Annotated in this window: 14 protein-coding genes; 9 read left to right on the top strand and 5 right to left on the bottom strand. The window is 63.6% G+C overall.

The window, feature by feature from the left end:
* Positions 1–32: 32 nt before the first annotated feature.
* Both J2Y63_RS05105 and J2Y63_RS05100 read right to left on the bottom strand, forming a co-directional pair.
* Positions 33–1,814 carry a TRAP transporter large permease gene (locus tag J2Y63_RS05105; RefSeq protein WP_256118860.1) on the bottom strand — a complete coding sequence of 594 codons (1,782 nt, stop codon included), beginning with the start codon at positions 1,812–1,814 and terminating at the stop codon, positions 33–35.
* Entirely contained in the window at positions 1,811–2,386 is a 576-nt protein-coding gene (locus tag J2Y63_RS05100) for a TRAP transporter small permease subunit (RefSeq protein WP_435265211.1), read from the bottom strand. The genes J2Y63_RS05105 and J2Y63_RS05100 overlap by 4 nt, the downstream gene beginning before the upstream one ends.
* A gap of 247 nt (positions 2,387–2,633) precedes the next feature.
* Between J2Y63_RS05100 and J2Y63_RS05095 the strand changes: the two genes are divergently transcribed.
* From J2Y63_RS05095 to J2Y63_RS05085, 3 genes are all read left to right on the top strand, one after another.
* Positions 2,634–3,560, top strand: coding sequence for a Gfo/Idh/MocA family protein (locus J2Y63_RS05095; protein WP_435265210.1), 927 nt, complete (start codon positions 2,634–2,636; stop codon positions 3,558–3,560).
* A gap of 182 nt (positions 3,561–3,742) precedes the next feature.
* Positions 3,743–3,949, top strand: a complete 207-nt coding sequence (locus tag J2Y63_RS05090; RefSeq protein WP_435265209.1) for a hypothetical protein — start codon at positions 3,743–3,745, stop codon at positions 3,947–3,949.
* Entirely contained in the window at positions 3,942–4,634 is a 693-nt protein-coding gene (locus J2Y63_RS05085) for a Fic family protein (RefSeq protein WP_435265208.1), read from the top strand. The genes J2Y63_RS05090 and J2Y63_RS05085 overlap by 8 nt, the downstream gene beginning before the upstream one ends.
* 44 nt (positions 4,635–4,678) lie before the next feature.
* Here J2Y63_RS05085 and J2Y63_RS05080 read toward each other — a convergent pair whose 3' ends face one another.
* Positions 4,679–5,128, bottom strand: a complete 450-nt coding sequence (locus J2Y63_RS05080; RefSeq protein WP_435265207.1) for a DNA polymerase III subunit chi — start codon at positions 5,126–5,128, stop codon at positions 4,679–4,681.
* Between the two features lie 7 nt (positions 5,129–5,135).
* On the bottom strand, positions 5,136–6,626 hold the full coding sequence (locus J2Y63_RS05075) for a leucyl aminopeptidase (RefSeq protein WP_435265206.1): 1,491 nt from the start codon (positions 6,624–6,626) through the stop codon (positions 5,136–5,138).
* Positions 6,627–6,895: 269 nt separating this feature from the next.
* On the opposite strand from J2Y63_RS05075, the gene lptF reads away from it, so the two are divergent.
* The 6 genes from lptF (at position 6,896) to rsmA (ending at position 14,474) form a co-directional block, all read left to right on the top strand.
* Positions 6,896–8,065 (top strand): LPS export ABC transporter permease LptF, encoded by a 1,170-nt coding sequence (lptF, locus tag J2Y63_RS05070; RefSeq protein ID WP_435265205.1) that lies wholly within the window; start codon positions 6,896–6,898, stop codon positions 8,063–8,065.
* A complete protein-coding gene (gene lptG / locus J2Y63_RS05065; protein WP_256118853.1) occupies positions 8,062–9,144 on the top strand; it encodes an LPS export ABC transporter permease LptG in 1,083 nt (360 codons plus the stop codon). Before lptF ends, lptG begins: the two co-directional genes overlap by 4 nt.
* A complete protein-coding gene (locus tag J2Y63_RS05060) occupies positions 9,144–11,480 on the top strand; it encodes an LPS-assembly protein LptD (RefSeq protein ID WP_435265204.1) in 2,337 nt (778 codons plus the stop codon). Before lptG ends, J2Y63_RS05060 begins: the two co-directional genes overlap by 1 nt.
* Before the next feature lie 146 nt (positions 11,481–11,626).
* Positions 11,627–12,565, top strand: coding sequence for a peptidylprolyl isomerase (locus J2Y63_RS05055; protein ID WP_256118851.1), 939 nt, complete (start codon positions 11,627–11,629; stop codon positions 12,563–12,565).
* Positions 12,566–12,624: 59 nt separating this feature from the next.
* Entirely contained in the window at positions 12,625–13,647 is a 1,023-nt protein-coding gene (gene pdxA / locus J2Y63_RS05050) for a 4-hydroxythreonine-4-phosphate dehydrogenase PdxA (RefSeq protein ID WP_435265203.1), read from the top strand.
* Positions 13,647–14,474, top strand: coding sequence for a 16S rRNA (adenine(1518)-N(6)/adenine(1519)-N(6))-dimethyltransferase RsmA (gene rsmA, locus J2Y63_RS05045; protein ID WP_435265202.1), 828 nt, complete (start codon positions 13,647–13,649; stop codon positions 14,472–14,474). The genes pdxA and rsmA overlap by 1 nt, the downstream gene beginning before the upstream one ends.
* A gap of 173 nt (positions 14,475–14,647) precedes the next feature.
* Here the strand turns inward: rsmA and gmk are convergent, their stop codons facing one another.
* Positions 14,648–15,307 (bottom strand): guanylate kinase, encoded by a 660-nt coding sequence (gene gmk, locus J2Y63_RS05040; RefSeq protein WP_256118848.1) that lies wholly within the window; start codon positions 15,305–15,307, stop codon positions 14,648–14,650.

Below are 15,307 nucleotides of genomic sequence, written 5' to 3'. Positions count from 1 at the left end.
TGGAAAGGGCCGGCTGACGCCGGCCCAAAACATCAGTTGAAGGATGGCGGGCTCGAAAGGTCGTTGGTGGGCTTCTGCTCACCTTCACCAGCCGGCTTCTGTTCGCCGCCTTCCAGCGGGTTACCGGCGGGAAGCTGCAGGCCACCCGGCAGGCCGAGGCCGCCGCCGTTGTCCGGCAGCGTCATGCCCCCACCATTGGCACCGAAGCCGGGCACCTCGATCTTGATCGTCGCTGGATCGATGCCGGTTCCCGTATCCTTGTAGTGCATGACCATCTGCGGGAACATGATGGTGAGTGCCACCATGACGATCTGGATGCAGACGAAGGGCACAGCACCCCAATAGATCTGCCCGGTCGTTACCGGCTGGGTCACCTTGCCCGTCACCTTGTCCAGATAGGGCACCTTGGCGGCGACCGAACGCAGGTAGAACAGCGCAAAGCCGAAGGGCGGGTGCATGAAGCTCGTCTGCATGTTGATGCCGAGCAGCACGCCGAACCAGATGAGGTCGATGCCGAGCTTGTCGGCCGCGGGTGCGAGCAGCGGCACGATGATGAAGGCGAGCTCGAAGAAATCGAGGAAGAACGCCAGGAAGAACACCAGGATGTTCACCCCGATCAAGAAGCCCGTCTCGCCGCCCGGCAGGGAGACCAGCAGGTGTTCGACCCACAGGTGCCCGTTCACGCCGTAGAAGGTGAGAGAGAAGACGCGGGCACCGATCAGGATGAACAACACGAAGGCGGAAAGGCGCGTCGTGGCGGCGAGTGCCGAACGCATCACCTCCATGTTGAGCCGGCCCTTGGCAGCCGCCATGACCAGCGCACCCACAGCACCCATGGCGCCGCCTTCCGTCGGCGTCGCGATGCCGAGGAAGATGGTGCCGAGCACGAGGAAGATCAGCGCCAGCGGCGGGATCAGCACGATGATGACCTGCTGCGCCAGCCGGGACATCATATTGATATTCATCGTCTTATCGACGAGGGCAACGACGTAGATGAAGATGACGCCGCAGGTGGCGCCGAGAATGTCGGCATTCGGGCCCTGTGTCGGGTAGAGATAGACATGCGCCGCGTAGGCAAAGCCGGCCGCGACGATCAGCGCGATGATGAGCGACGTGACGCCGGAGCCGAGCGAGCGCGCCTCTAGCGGCAGGGCCGGCATGGAATCCCGCTTGAGGAAGCTCATCAGCAGGATGTAGCCCATGTAGAGGGCGGTCAGGATCAGGCCCGGGATGAGAGCGCCGGCATACATGTCGCCGACCGAACGGCCGAGCTGGTCGGCGAGCACGATCAGCACGAGCGACGGCGGGATGATCTGGGCGAGCGTGCCAGACGCCGCAATGACGCCGGAGGCGACGCGGCGGTCATAACCGTAACGCAGCATGATGGGCAGAGAGATGAGGCCCATGGCGATGACCGAGGCGGCGACGACGCCGGTGGTGGCCGCAAGCAGCGCGCCGACGAAGATCACCGCATAGGCAAGGCCACCGCGGATCGGCCCGAAAAGCTGGCCGATCGTATCGAGCAGGTCTTCCGCCATGCCGGATTTTTCGAGCACGATCCCCATGAAGGTAAAGAAGGGGATGGCGAGCAATGTGTCGTTCGACATCACCCCCCATAGCCGCTCCGGCATCGCGTTCAACAGCGGCCAGGACAGGTTGATGGAATCGGACAGCGGTGCGAGCTCCACGCCGATGATGAAGAAGAGCAGGCCGTTTGCCGCAAGCGAAAATGCCACCGGATAGCCCAGCAGCAGGAACACGATCAGCGACACGAACATGATCGGCGCGAGGTTTTCCGCAATGAACTCGATCATGCGCCCTTCTCCTCCGCCACGGCAGTGTCAAGCGGCGCGTGCGTCGGCACGTAGGGCGTCGGGTCCTCCATGTCGCCGCTCATGATGGCGATCTTCTTGATGATCTCCGACACGCCCTGGGCGGCAAGCAGCACGAAGCCGGCAAGCAGGATCGCCTTGGCCGGCCAGACGATCAGGCCGCCGGCGCTGGAGGAGCCCTCGCCCGAGCGATAGGACATCAGCACGTAGGGCACGAGGAAATAGACCATCAGCAGCACGAAGGGCATCAGAAACAGGCAATGGCCGAGAAGGTCGATCCAGTGCTGCACGCGGCGCGAAAACTTGCCGTAGACGACGTCGATGCGGATGTGCTCGTTCTGCGACAGCGTATAGGCGGCAGCGAGCATGAAGGCCCCGCCGAAGAGATACCATTGCGCCTCAAGCCAGGCGTTGGATGACATATTGAACAGTTTCCGGATAACGGCATTTCCGGCGCTCACAAGCACGGCGATCAAGATCAGCCAGCCAACGGCTTTCCCGATGTTTTCCGTAATCGTGTCGATGAGCCGGCTGAAAACCAGCAGCGTCTTCATGAGAACTCCTCCCCGCTTGGCGTGTTATTGCTGTTGTGCCAAGCACAGCCAGAGTGCCGATTTCAAGGCTGGTTTCAAGTCCGAGGCCGGGTTTTCCCGGTCTGAGGCCCGGCATTAGACGAAAGGCGAAGGCCGCCCCGGCGGCCTTGCACAAAGGATAGGCAAGCGTCAGTGCGGAGGCACTCTTGCCCCGGCCGAAGGTTCTGCTACAACACCGCCAAATCATCATACAAATGAGGGTGGAGCCATGTCCCCGATCAATCTCGCAATCGTCGGCGTCGGCAAGATCGTGCGCGACCAGCATCTTCCGGCCGTCGCCAAGAACAGCGATTACAAGCTGATCGCCGCGGCAAGCCGCCACGGCACGGTGGACGGAATCGACAATTTCAAGTCGATCGACGAGATGCTGGCGACCGTGCCGGCAATCGATGCCGTATCGCTCTGCATGCCGCCGCAATATCGCTACGAGGCGGCGGAAAAGGCGCTTTCGGCGGGCAAACACGTCTTCCTCGAAAAGCCGCCGGGCGCGACGCTCTGCGAAGTCGCCGACCTCGAAGCGCTCGCCGCCGCCAAGGGCGTTTCGCTCTTCGCGAGCTGGCATTCGCGTTATGCGCCGGCCGTCGAGGCAGCAAGGAGCTTCCTTGCCGGCACGACGATCCGCTCGATGCAGGTGATCTGGAAGGAAGATGTGCGCCACTGGCATCCGAACCAGGACTGGATCTGGCAGGCCGGCGGCCTCGGTGTCTTCGACCCGGGCATCAACGCGCTCTCCATCGTCACCCATATCCTGCCGCGGCCGGTCTTCATCACCGCCGCCACGCTGGAATTCCCGGAAAACCGCGACGCGCCGATCGCCGCCGCGATCACCTTCTCGGACGCCAAGGGCCTCGACCTCAAGGCCGACTTCGACTGGCGCCAGACCGGCAAGCAGAGCTGGGACATCGTCGCCGACACCGAGGCCGGCGAGATGGTGCTGTCCGAAGGCGGCGCCAAACTTTCCATCGACGGCAAGCTGGTGCACGAGGAGCCGGAGCAGGAATATCCGATGCTCTACAAGCGCTTCGCGGAGATCGTGAAGGCCGGGAAATCCGACGTCGACCTCGCGCCGCTTCGCCACGTCGCCGACGCCTTCATGCTCGGCCGCCGCAAATTCGTCGAGGCCTTTCACGACTGAGGGAACCCTAGAAGCGGACACTGCAACGTTCGTCGCCGGCAAGGGACTGGCAGTTTGTCCTGCGCGACCCCATATGTTGCAGTTGTGTCCCATCAGGCCCGCGCAATGGAGGATGCGGTACAAACGGGATTGCCCTCAATCGCGAATATGTTTCTATGGGATATCATTGAAAGGATACCGGCATGAACGAACCACTTAGGACTCTTATCGACGCTGCCCGGAAAGCTCCGCAGACGAAGAGTGATCTGGAGGTTCAGCGCCGCAGCTTTGCCTATGGCAATACGCACTTCGAAAACGACAAGATAACGCGCGAAATGGTGAACAAGATCGCCGATGAAATGCCGTTTTCCGAGGACTTGAGCGTCAAAGCGAATCGTAACGATGAGTGAAGAAGAACGCCGCCATAGCGTTGCGAGCGAAGCTTATCTTATCCAAGATGAACAGTTGCGTGCAGAAGCCGAGGCCAGGAACGGCCTGCTTCAATTCGACCGCGCTTGCAGCATGATCGTTGACGCAATTGAGAAGGGTGAAAGTTGGAAGCTTCGCCCGTCGGCTATCCTTGCACTTCATCGTGCGGCCCTTGATGGCATCAGTAGCTATGCCGGCAACTTCCGTCCGTCCAGCGTTGCCATCTCGGGCAGCAAACACAAGCCCGTCGATGCTCATCTTGTTCCAGAACTCATTGAAGACCTTTGCGATTACGTCAACGAGCACTGGAAGGACAGGACCGCTGTCCACTTGGCTTCGTATATCATGTGGCGGCTCAATTGGATTCATCCTTTTAGCGATGGAAACGGGCGCACATCGCGCATGGTTTCCTATCTCGCCTTGTCAGTAAGGCTTGGAATGCTCCTTCCAGGGCGAGACACAATACCGGATCAAATCGTCGACAATCGGCAACCTTATTTCAATGCACTCGAAGATGCCGATCAAGCGCTGGCCGAAGGCAGAATCGATCTGGCCAAGATGGAAGAATTAATTGAAGGCATGCTCGCCAAACAGCTTATGAGCGTGATGGAATCGGCCACAGGCAAGCATTTCATTTCAGATGATGAAAGCAACAGGCCGGCCTAACAGCCGATGCAAGTCTGGTGTGACAAACTAAAAACGGCCGGCTATTAGGCTTTTTTCTGCCAGCGCCCGTCGCTGTTCTGCTGCCAGTAGGTGAGCTGGTGCCCCTCGCCCTTCAGGCGCTTCCAGTGCTCGCGCGCGGTCTCGACTTCCGCCTGGTCGTAGCCGTCGAACATGAAGATGACGCGGTCATAGGGATCGAGCGGCGGCGGTTCGGCGCCGGCGACGAGGAAGCGCACGGTGGCGGCGTTGGCGTTGTCGGCCGTCATGGTCAGCAGCACCGGCTGTTCGGCGGGGAACGCCTGCTCGTCGGTGCCGTGCGGCAGGAAACTGTCCTCGCGGAAGGTCCACAGATGCGTGTCGAGCGCATCGCGGCGCTCCGCGTCGCCGGTCTGCACGACGACGCGCCAGCCGCGTTCGAGGCTCTTGTCGAGCAGCGGCGGCAGCGCGTCCTCGAGCTTCGATTCGGTCAGGTGGTAGAAGAGGACCTCGCTCACCCTCTCCTCAGCTTTCGTAATTCGCGCGCACCAGCTCGTCGAGCAGGCGCACGCCGAAGCCGGAACCCCAGGACTGGTTGATCTCGTCGGTCGGCGAGCCCATGGCGGTGCCGGCGATGTCGAGATGCGCCCAGGGCGTTTCCTTGACGAAGCGGTGCAGGAACTGCGCGGCGGTGATCGAGCCGGCATAACGGCCGCCGGTATTCTTCATGTCGGCGAACTTGCTGTCGATCATCTTGTCGTATTCGCGGCCGAGCGGCATGCGCCACAGGCGCTCGTTCGTCGAGAGGCCGGCCGCGGTGAGGCGCGCGGCGAGCGTGTCGTCGTTGGAGAACAGGCCCGCATGATGGCTGCCGAGCGCCACCATGATGGCGCCGGTCAGCGTCGCGAGGTTGATCATGAACTGCGGCTTGAAGGTCTCGTTGCAGTACCAAAGCGCATCGCACAACACCAGGCGGCCTTCGGCATCCGTGTTTATGATCTCGATCGTCTGGCCGGACATCGACTTGACGATATCGCCGGGGCGCTGGGCGTTGCCATCAGGCATGTTTTCCACAAGGCCGAGGATGCCGACGACATTCGCCTTGGCCTTGCGGGCGGCGAGCGTATGCATCAGGCCGATGACGGCGGCGGCACCGCCCATGTCACCCTTCATGTCCTCCATGCCGGCGGCCGGCTTGATGGAGATGCCGCCCGTATCGAAGACCACGCCCTTGCCGATGAAGGCGACCGGCCGGTCCTTCTCCTTGCCGCCCTTCCAGTGCATGACCGCAAGGCGCGGCGGGCGTACGGAGCCCTGCGCGACGCCGAGCAGCGCGCCCATGCCGAGCCGCTTCATCTCGCGTTCGGTGAGGATTTCCACCTCGACGCCGAGCTTTTCGAGCGCCTTGGCCTTTTCGGCGAATTCGACCGGGCCGAGCACGTTGGCCGGCTCGTTGACGAGGTTGCGGGCGAGAATCACGCCCTCCGCGACGGCATCGGAAACGTCGTTTGCCTTCTTGGCGGCGCTGGCGGCGGCGGTGACGATGGTCACCTTGGCGGCCTTGCCGTTCTTGGTGTCGTCGTCCTCGCCCTTCTTCGTCTTGTAGATATCGAAGCTGTAGGCGCCGAGCTGCATGCCAAGGGCGAAATCGGCGGCGTTCTTCGCCGTGACGGTGGCGCCCGGCGCATCGAGGTAGATCGTCGCCTTGTCGGCGCGGCCGATCTTGCCGGCAGCGGCACCGCCAGCCTTCAGCCAGTCGTGCGCGACGAGCTTGTCCGCCTCGCCGAGGCCGAGAACGAGGATACGATCGACGGGAGCGCCATGCGGCGCCAGCACGTCGAGGGTCTTCAGCGCCTTGCCGGTGAATTTCGCCACGCCCGCGGCGCGGGTGACGATGCCTTCCGGATCGACCTCGCCGAGACCGGCCGCCGTCTGGTCGGCAATCTGCAGGAGGATCGCAAGACCGCCCGAGGCGCGTGCTGTCTTTGCGAAACCGATGTCGAATCTGGAAGCCATGACTTACTCCGAATCTGTGGCCGGCGGGCCTGTCGTCCGATAAGAGACGGCCGCCAATCTCATCAATTCCTTGTCGCTTTTGCGGCGCTTGGCAAGATGCGGCACCTTGTTTACAGATGGTTAGTCATGCTTGTTCGCCATAAATTTTCCTTGGCCGGAGAGACTCCCGGCTATGGCATCAGCCTGAAGAAAGCTTATATGCCCATGGCTGTTCCGAGGGGTGCCCCTGCACGAAGCCGGAGCCGCCTGTCGGAAACGCGGACGAAACGATGAAATTGATCGAGCGCTATATCCTGCGGCGGGCGTCGCTCATGTTCGTCGCCACGCTCGTGCCCCTGCTCGGTATCGTCTGGGTCACGCAGGCGCTCGGCAGCATCAACCTCGTCACCGACAGCGGCCAGTCGATCTTCGCCTTCCTGCGGCTCGCGACGCTCATTCTCCCCTCCGTCATCCCGATCATCCTGCCCTTCGCGCTCGTCATCGGCGTGTCGCAGACGCTGACGGTGATGAATGCCGATTCGGAGCTGACGGTGCTGAACTCCGCCGGCGCCTCGCGCATGACGATCATCCGGCCGGTCATGATCCTGGCCGTGGCGATGAGCCTCGTGTCTTTCGTCGTCGACAATTTCGCCGAACCCTATTCGCGCACCGCCGTGCGCAAGATGATCGCGACGGCGCATGCCGACATGCTCTCCTCCGTCGTGCAAGAAAACACCTTCCGCAAGATCACCGACGGCCTCTACGTGCAGGTGGCGGAGCGGCGCAATGGCGGCGTGCTGGAGGGCCTGTTCGTGGCCGATACGCGCGATCCGCGCTTCGAGCTCGTCTATTATGCCCGCGAGGGTGCCGTGGACGAAAACAGCTCAGCGCTGGTGATGAAGGACGGCGAGGTGCATCGCAAGCTGCCAGACGGCAACGTCTCGATCATCAAGTTCGACTCCTACGCCTTCGATCTCGCGGACCTGACGCAGAGCGTCGGCAAGACGAATATCCGCGCTAAGGACCGCGATCTCTTCTATCTGTTCGATCCGGACCCGAACGACCCGCAATACCAGCGCAATCCCGGCGCGTTCACCGCGGAAATCCACCGCCGCTTCACGGAATGGCTGTTCCCGGCCGTCTTCGGCCTCATCGCGCTCGTCGTCAGCGGCGATGCGCGCTCGCATCGTGAGGCCCGCGTGCATCCGATGATCACGGCGCTGCTCACCGCCCTCTTCGTGCGCTGGGCGAGTTTCTATGCATCGAACAATGCGGAAGATTCCGCCTATTTCATACCGATCATGTATCTCATCCCCGGCGTCACCGCAGCACTGGCGATCTGCTATCTCGGACGCAACAAGAGCCTCGATATTCCCGTGACGCTCGGCGAGCGGCTGACCGAGCTCGGCAATCGGTGGCGGGCAGGCCCGGCGTCGACCGGCGGGAGCGGCCAGCCATGATCCCCACACTCGGCTTCTATTTCTTCCGCCGCTACACGGTTACCACCGTCTGGTTCCTGCTCGGCATCTTCTCTTTGATCTTCATCATCGATTTCAGCGAGATGTCGAACCGCGTCGGCGCCCTGCCCGGCTACACGCTGACCAGCGGCCTGCTGGTGACGGCGCTACGCATTCCGACGATCCTGATGCAGACCGTGCCCTTCGTGGCGCTGTTTGCCGGCATGGCTTCGCTGATCTCGCTCAACCGGCGCTACGAACTGGTCGTCACGCGGGCGGCGGGCATTTCGGTCTGGCAGTTCCTGCGCCCCTTCATCATCGGCTCCTTCCTGTTCGGCGTGCTCGCCGTTCTCGCCATCAACCCGATTGCGGCCTGGAGCAGCAGGAAGGCCGTGGAGCTCGAAGCGAGCTGGGGCGCGGCCAACGCCTCGCGCACCGAAAACGCCGTGCCGTGGCTGCGCCAGATCTATGGCGACGACCAGGCGATCATCGGCGCCAAGGCGGTTCTCGACGAGGGCACGCGGCTGTTGAACGTCACCGTCATCCACTTCGATCCGGACGGCCGCATCGTGCTGCGCCAGGATGCCGATTCGGCAACCTTGGAAGATGGTTACTGGCTTCTTAAGAACGTGCACGAGACGCGCAACGGCGAGTTGCCGGTTCGTCTCGAAGAGGTACAGCTTCGTACCAACCTGAAACGGGAATTCGTCCAGGAGAGCCTCGAAAAGCCTGAATCCATTCCGTTTTTGAGCCTTGGGCGCAAGATCGAGGCGGCAAAGTCCTTCGGTTTCCCTACCGACGCGATGGAAACGCAGTTCCATTCCCTGCTCTCGCTGCCACTGCTCCTGGTTGCCATGACGCTGATCGCAGCCTGTGTATCATTGAAATTTAGCCGGTTTAATCAATCGCGTGCGGTGATTCTGGGTGGAATCCTGTCAGGCTTCATGCTTTATGTCGTCACCGTGCTTGTGAAAGCATTCGGAAGCAGCGGTGTTGTACCTCCGTTCGTTGCGGCCTGGCTCCCAGTGGTCGTCGCAATGTCGTTAGGGGCGACGATTCTTCTCCATCAGGAGGATGGCTAGTGGCGGCAGGCGACCGCAAAACGAATAGGTGGTTGAGAGCCGCCCTGCTTGCAGGTGCGGCCATGTGCGCCATCGTGCCCGCCTCCGCGCTCCCCGCCCGGGCGCAGGCACCCGACATTCAGTCGATGGAACCGAATATCCCGGACGACGCCAAGCTGCTTCTGGCGGCGAACGAGCTCGTCTATAACAATGACTCCGAAAAGGTGATCGCCCGCGGCGCGGTGCAGATCAACTATGGCGGCTACAAGCTCGTCGCCCGCCAGGTCGAATACAACCAGAAGACCGGCCGGCTGACCGCCTTCGGTAATATCGAACTCATAGAGCCGACGGGCAACCGCGTCTACGGCGAGCAGATGGACCTGTCGGACGATTTCGCCAACGGTTTCGTCAATGCGCTTCGCATCGAGACCACCGACCTCACCAAGCTGGCGGCGACCAGCGGCGAGCGCGTCAACGGCGAGGAGATGATCCTCAACCATGCCGTCTATACCGCCTGCACGCCCTGCGCCACGGACCCGACGCACCGCTCGCTCTGGCAGATCAAGGCCGAGCGCGTTGTGCAGAATGGCCGCACCAAGACGATCCGGCTTGAGCGCGCGCGCTTCGAGATGTTCGGCCGGCCGATCGCCTATATTCCCGTGCTGGAAGTGCCGGACCATACGGTGAAGCGCAAGAGCGGCTTCCTGTTCCCGCAGTTCAGCTATGAGCAGAAGCTTGGCCTCGGCATCACGACACCCTATTATTTCGCGATCGCGCCCGACATGGACGCGACGATCTCGCCGAGCGTCTTGACCCGTCAGGGTTTCCTCGTCGAGGCGGAGTTCCGCAAGCGCTTCCACAACGGCCAGATCACGTTGCGCGCCGCCGGCATCGACCAGTGGAATCCGGGCGTGTTTTCCGCAGGCACGAGCGACCGGCGCGACGATTTCCGCGGCATGGTCGCCTCCGAGGGCCGCTTCAAGATCAATCCCCGCTGGGCCTTCGGCTGGGATGTCATGGTGCAGAGCGACAATAACTTCTCGCGCACCTATGACCTGGACGGCCTGAGCGACCGCATTCATACCAATCAGGTCTATCTGACCGGTCTCGGGCGCCGCAACATCTTCGACCTGCGCTCGTTCTATTTCGACGTGCAGGATGCCGATCCGCAGGACCGGCTGGAGCGCAAGCAGGCGATCGCCCAGACGCTCGACTACGAATATATCGCGCCGCAGCCGGTCCTCGGCGGCGAGCTGTCGATCACGACGAACATCACCAATATCGAGCGCGACCTCTCCGACCGATACAGCGTGCGCGGCAATGAACGCTTCCGCGGGCTTGCCGGCGGCACGACGCGGCTGACCAGCGAACTCGAATGGAAGCGCCAGTTCGTCGTACCCGGCGGCCTCGTGCTGACGCCCCTGCTCGCGGCCCGCGGCGATATCCACCGCCTCGACATGAACGACCCCGGCCTCGCCTATGCCGGCATCTACGAGGACGACAGCAGCGCGACCCGCTCGATGCTGACCGCCGGCCTCGAGGCGCGCTACCCGATCCTGGCGACGACCGACACCAGCACCCACCTCTTCGAGCCGATCGCGCAGATCTATCTGCGCCCGGACGAAGACTATCCGGGCGGCCTTCCGAACGAGGACGCGCAGAGCTTCGTCTTCGACGCGACGAACCTCTTCGAGCGCGACAAGTTCTCCGGCTTCGACCGTATCGAGGGCGGCTCGCGCGCCAATATCGGCCTGCGTTACACCGGCACCTTCGACAATGGCGTGCGCCTGCGCTCGATCGTCGGCCAGTCGTTCCATCTCGGCGGCGTCAATTCTTTCGCGACGCCGGACCTCGTGAATGCCGGTGCCAATTCCGGCCTCGAACGGGATACGTCGGACTATGTCGGCATGGCCGGCTTCGACCTGCCGAACGGCCTTTCGGTCGCCCACAGCGCCCGCCTCGACAAGAACGACCTGTCGCTGCGCCGCTCGGACACGTCGGTGCGCTTCGATGGCGCCCGCTTCGAGACCGAGGTCACCTATACGCGCATCGCCGCGCAGCCGCTTTACGGCCTGGCGGAGAATGCCAGCGAAATCCAGAGCGCCGCGGCCTTCAAGTTCGAGAACTACTGGTCGGTGTTCGGGTCGCTGACCTACGACATCAACCGCCAGAGCCTGTCGCGCAACGGTTTCGGCTTCTCCTACGACGATCGCGACACGGTCTTCTCGGTCGTTTACGAGCAGACGCGCGACAAGTCCGGCACGACGGCGAACGACTGGTCGATCGGCGCGCGGCTGATGTTCCGCACGCTCGGCGACATCAATGTCGGTGATACGACGCTGACGGGCTTCGAATAGGCCGCGCGGCCGCTCTTGTCATCGTTTGGCCGCATGTATTATGCACATCCGGGAGAGCGCCCGCTGGTGAACGCCTTCCGCATGGGAGGCGCGCCCGCACGGATGAAACCGGTGGACGCGGCAATGGGTTTGGGAAAGGGACTGGCATAATGGGCAGACAATCTCTGGTGCGATCCATGATGATGGGCGTGGCACTTGCCGCCGCCGTGACGATCGCGGCCCCGGTCGGCACCGTTCAGGCGGCAAGCTCCGTCGTGGCTGTCGTCAACAACATGCCGGTGACCTCCGGCGAGATCGAGCGCCGCGCCGCCTTCCTCAGGCTGCAGCGCGCCAAGGGCAACCTTCGCGCCATGGCCCGCGAGCAGATGATCGAGGACGCGCTGAAGCGCACGGAGATCCTGCGCGTGCGCAACTCCGTCAGCAGCTCCGACGTCGAAGCCGCCTATGCGCGTTTCGCCTCTTCCAACAAGATGACGACCCAGCAGCTCGGCCAGGTCCTCGACCGCGCCGGCGTCGGCGTCGAGCACTTCAAGCAGTATATCGCCGTGCAGATGAGCTGGCCGCGCGTGGTCAATGCCCGCTACAGCGGCACCGCCACCGGCAAGACGCTCGTCGAGCGCATGCAGGCAAACGGCGGCAAGAAGCCGGTGACGACGGAATATTTCCTCAAGCAGGTCATCTTCGTCGTGCCGGAAAAGCGCCGCAACGCCATTCTCGGCAAGCGCAAGGCGGAAGCGGAAGCCTCACGCTCGAAGTTCCCGGGCTGCGACCAGGCCAAGGTTTTTGCCGCCACGATGCTCGACGTCTCGATCCGTGACCTCGGCCGGGTGCTGGCGCCGGAAATGCCGGAGGACTGGAAGCCGCTCATCGAGAAGGCCGACGGCCTGACGACCGGAACCCGCGTCACCGAACGCGGCGTGGAATATCTCGCGATCTGCAAGAAGCGTGAAGTCAACGACGACGTGGCCGCCGAAATGGTGTTCCGCGCGGAAGACCTCGCCAAGTCGAACGGCAACGAGAACGACGAGAACAGCAAGAAGTACCTCGCCGAACTGCGCAAGAAGGCGACGATCACCGAACGCTGATGTCTCGGCCGTAAGCTTCCGGCCGGTCCGCTCTCTCCAACCCGCTGACGGCAGGTCCCATGACGACGACGAACATTCCTCCGCTGGCGCTCACCATGGGCGATCCGGCGGGGATCGGGCCGGATATCACGCTCGCGCTGTGGTCGGCCCGCAAGACGCTTTCCCTGCCGCCCTTCCTGTTCATCGGCGATGCCCGCGTTCTGTGCGAGCGCGCCGCCTTGCTCGGCCTCGACGTCGCTATTGCTGCGGCGGAGCCGGAGACGGCAGCCGCCCTCTTCCCCGATGCCCTTCCGGTTCTTGCCTGTGACTGCGCCGCCGCCGTCGCGCCCGGTGCGCCCAGCTCACAGAATGCCGCCGCCATCACCGGCGCGATCGAGACGGCGGTCGCGCTCACATTTGCCGGGCGCACATCGGCCGTCGTGACGAACCCGATCGCCAAGGCCGTGCTCTACGATGCCGGCTTCGGTTTCCCCGGCCATACGGAATTCCTCGCCGACATCGCGGCCAAGGCCACCGGCAGGCCCGCCCTGCCCGTCATGCTGCTTGCCGGACCGAAGCTGCGCAGCGTGCCTGTGACGATCCACATTCCCCTGAAGGATGTTCCCGCCGCGCTGACGGAAGAGCTGATCGTCGAGACCGCCGTCATCACCGAACGGGACCTGCGCCAGCGTTTCGGCATTGCGCGCCCGCGCCTTGCCATTGCCGGCCTCAACCCGCATGCGGGCGAAGGCGGAGCGCTCGGCCTGGAGGACGACGCGATCGTGCGCCCGGCCGTGGAGCGGCTGAAGGCCGCCGGTATCGACGCCCTCGGGCCGCTGCCGGCTGACACGATGTTCCACGATGCCGCGCGGGCCACCTATGACGTGGCGCTCTGCATGTATCACGACCAGGCGCTCATCCCCGCCAAGGCGCTCGGCTTCGACGATTCCGTCAATGCGACGCTAGGCCTGCCCTTCATCCGCACCTCGCCGGACCATGGCACGGCCTTCGCCATCGCCGGCAAGGGCATCGCCAGGCCGGACAGCCTGCTGGCAGCGCTGCGGCTCGCCTACGACCTCGCCATGCACGAAAGGACCGCGTGATGGCGGCACTCGACGGACTGCCGCCGCTGCGCGACGTCATCCAGCGCCATGGGCTCGACGCCAAGAAGGCGCTCGGCCAGAATTTTCTGCTCGACCTCAATCTCACCCAGAAGATCGCCCGCACCGCCGGCCCCATCGAGGATCATACCGTGATCGAGGTCGGCCCGGGACCTGGCGGCCTGACGCGCGCCATCCTCGCGCTCGGCGCCAAGCGGGTGATCGCCATCGAGCGCGATGCGCGCTGCCTGCCGGCGTTGGCGGAAGTGTCCGATCATTATCCGGGCCGTCTGACGGTCATCGAAGGCGATGCGCTGAAGACGGATTTCGAGGCGCTGGCGCCCGGCGAGCCGGTGCGCATCATCGCCAACCTGCCCTACAATGTCGGCACGCAGCTGCTCGTCAACTGGCTCCTGCCGAAGGCCTGGCCGCCGTTTTGGGATTCGCTGACGCTGATGTTCCAGCGCGAGGTGGGCCTGCGCATCGTGGCGGATGAAAACGACGACCACTATGGCCGGCTCGGCGTGCTCTGCGGCTGGCGCACCGACGCCCGCATGGCCTTCGACGTGCCGCCCCAGGCCTTCACGCCGCCGCCGAAAGTGACCTCCACCGTCGTGCACCTGGAGCCCATCGCCAACCCGCTGCCCTGCGACGTCGCCAAGCTGGAACGCGTCACCCACGCCGCCTTCGGCCAGCGCCGCAAGATGCTGCGCCAGAGCGTCAAATCGCTCGGCGGCGAGGCGCTGCTGGCCCGCGCCGAGATCGACCCGCAACGGCGGGCGGAGACGTTGAGCGTGGAAGAGTTTGTGCGGCTGGCGAACGCGCTCTGAGTTGCCCCTCATCCGGCCTGCCGGCCACCTTCTCCCCGCAAGCGGGGCGAAGGGGATATGCCGCATCGGTTTCCCATACCCTCACCATCCCCTTGGGGCACGTCCCCTCTCCCCGCTTGCGGGGAGAGGGTTAGGGTGAGGGGCAATCTTGCCAAGACGGTATGGACGAGCGCCTAAAGAACCGGCTTCTCCGTCACCAGCTTCGTCACGAACTCGAACAGCCCATGCCGCCGGTCGCGGCGCAGGCGTTCGGCCTTCACGATGCTCTGCACCGCGTCGAAGGCGACGGAGAGGTCGTCGTTGAGGATGACGTAGTCGTATTCGCGCCAGTGCTCGATTTCCGCGCAGGAATTGGCAAGCCGCGTCTGGATGACCTCTTCGGTATCCTCGGCGCGGCGGTGCAGGCGCGATTGCAGTTCGGTCATCGAGGGCGGCAGGATGAAGATCGAGACGACGTCGGCCGGCATCTTTTCCTGGAGCTGCTGGGCGCCCTGCCAATCGATGTCGAACAGCATGTCGCGGCCGACGGACATCGCCTCTTCCACCGGCTCGCGCGGCGTGCCGTAGAAATTGCCGTGCACCTCGGCCCATTCGAGCAGCGCGTCGCTGTCGCGCAGGCGCTCGAATTCCTTGTGGTTGATGAAATGATAGTGCCGGCCGGCGATCTCGCTCGCGCGGCGCTGGCGCGTGGTGACGCTGACCGACAGGCTGAGACCCGGATCGGCCTCCAGCAGGTTGCGCGCAATCGTCGACTTGCCGGCGCCCGATGGCGAGGAGATGACGAGCATGAGCCCGCGGCGTTCGATTTGGATATGTTTCGACGGCTCGGCCAT

Origin of the sequence: Shinella sp. BE166, from assembly GCF_051201095.1 — a bacterium.
Taxonomy (GTDB): Bacteria; Pseudomonadota; Alphaproteobacteria; order Rhizobiales; family Rhizobiaceae; genus Shinella; species Shinella lacus.
This window is presented reverse-complemented; position numbering and strand designations above follow the sequence as displayed.

Coding starts and splice junctions, on each gene's coding strand:
- J2Y63_RS05105 (WP_256118860.1), bottom strand. CDS start 1,814: ATGATCGAGTTCATTGCGGAAAACCTCGCGCCGATCATGTTCGTGTCG.
- J2Y63_RS05100 (WP_435265211.1), bottom strand. CDS start 2,386: ATGAAGACGCTGCTGGTTTTCAGCCGGCTCATCGACACGATTACGGAA.
- J2Y63_RS05095 (WP_435265210.1), top strand. CDS start 2,634: ATGTCCCCGATCAATCTCGCAATCGTCGGCGTCGGCAAGATCGTGCGC.
- J2Y63_RS05090 (WP_435265209.1), top strand. CDS start 3,743: ATGAACGAACCACTTAGGACTCTTATCGACGCTGCCCGGAAAGCTCCG.
- J2Y63_RS05085 (WP_435265208.1), top strand. CDS start 3,942: ATGAGTGAAGAAGAACGCCGCCATAGCGTTGCGAGCGAAGCTTATCTT.
- J2Y63_RS05075 (WP_435265206.1), bottom strand. CDS start 6,626: ATGGCTTCCAGATTCGACATCGGTTTCGCAAAGACAGCACGCGCCTCG.
- lptF (WP_435265205.1), top strand. CDS start 6,896: ATGAAATTGATCGAGCGCTATATCCTGCGGCGGGCGTCGCTCATGTTC.
- lptG (WP_256118853.1), top strand. CDS start 8,062: ATGATCCCCACACTCGGCTTCTATTTCTTCCGCCGCTACACGGTTACC.
- pdxA (WP_435265203.1), top strand. CDS start 12,625: ATGACGACGACGAACATTCCTCCGCTGGCGCTCACCATGGGCGATCCG.
- rsmA (WP_435265202.1), top strand. CDS start 13,647: ATGGCGGCACTCGACGGACTGCCGCCGCTGCGCGACGTCATCCAGCGC.
- gmk (WP_256118848.1), bottom strand. CDS start 15,307: ATGGCCGAGCCGTCGAAACATATCCAAATCGAACGCCGCGGGCTCATG.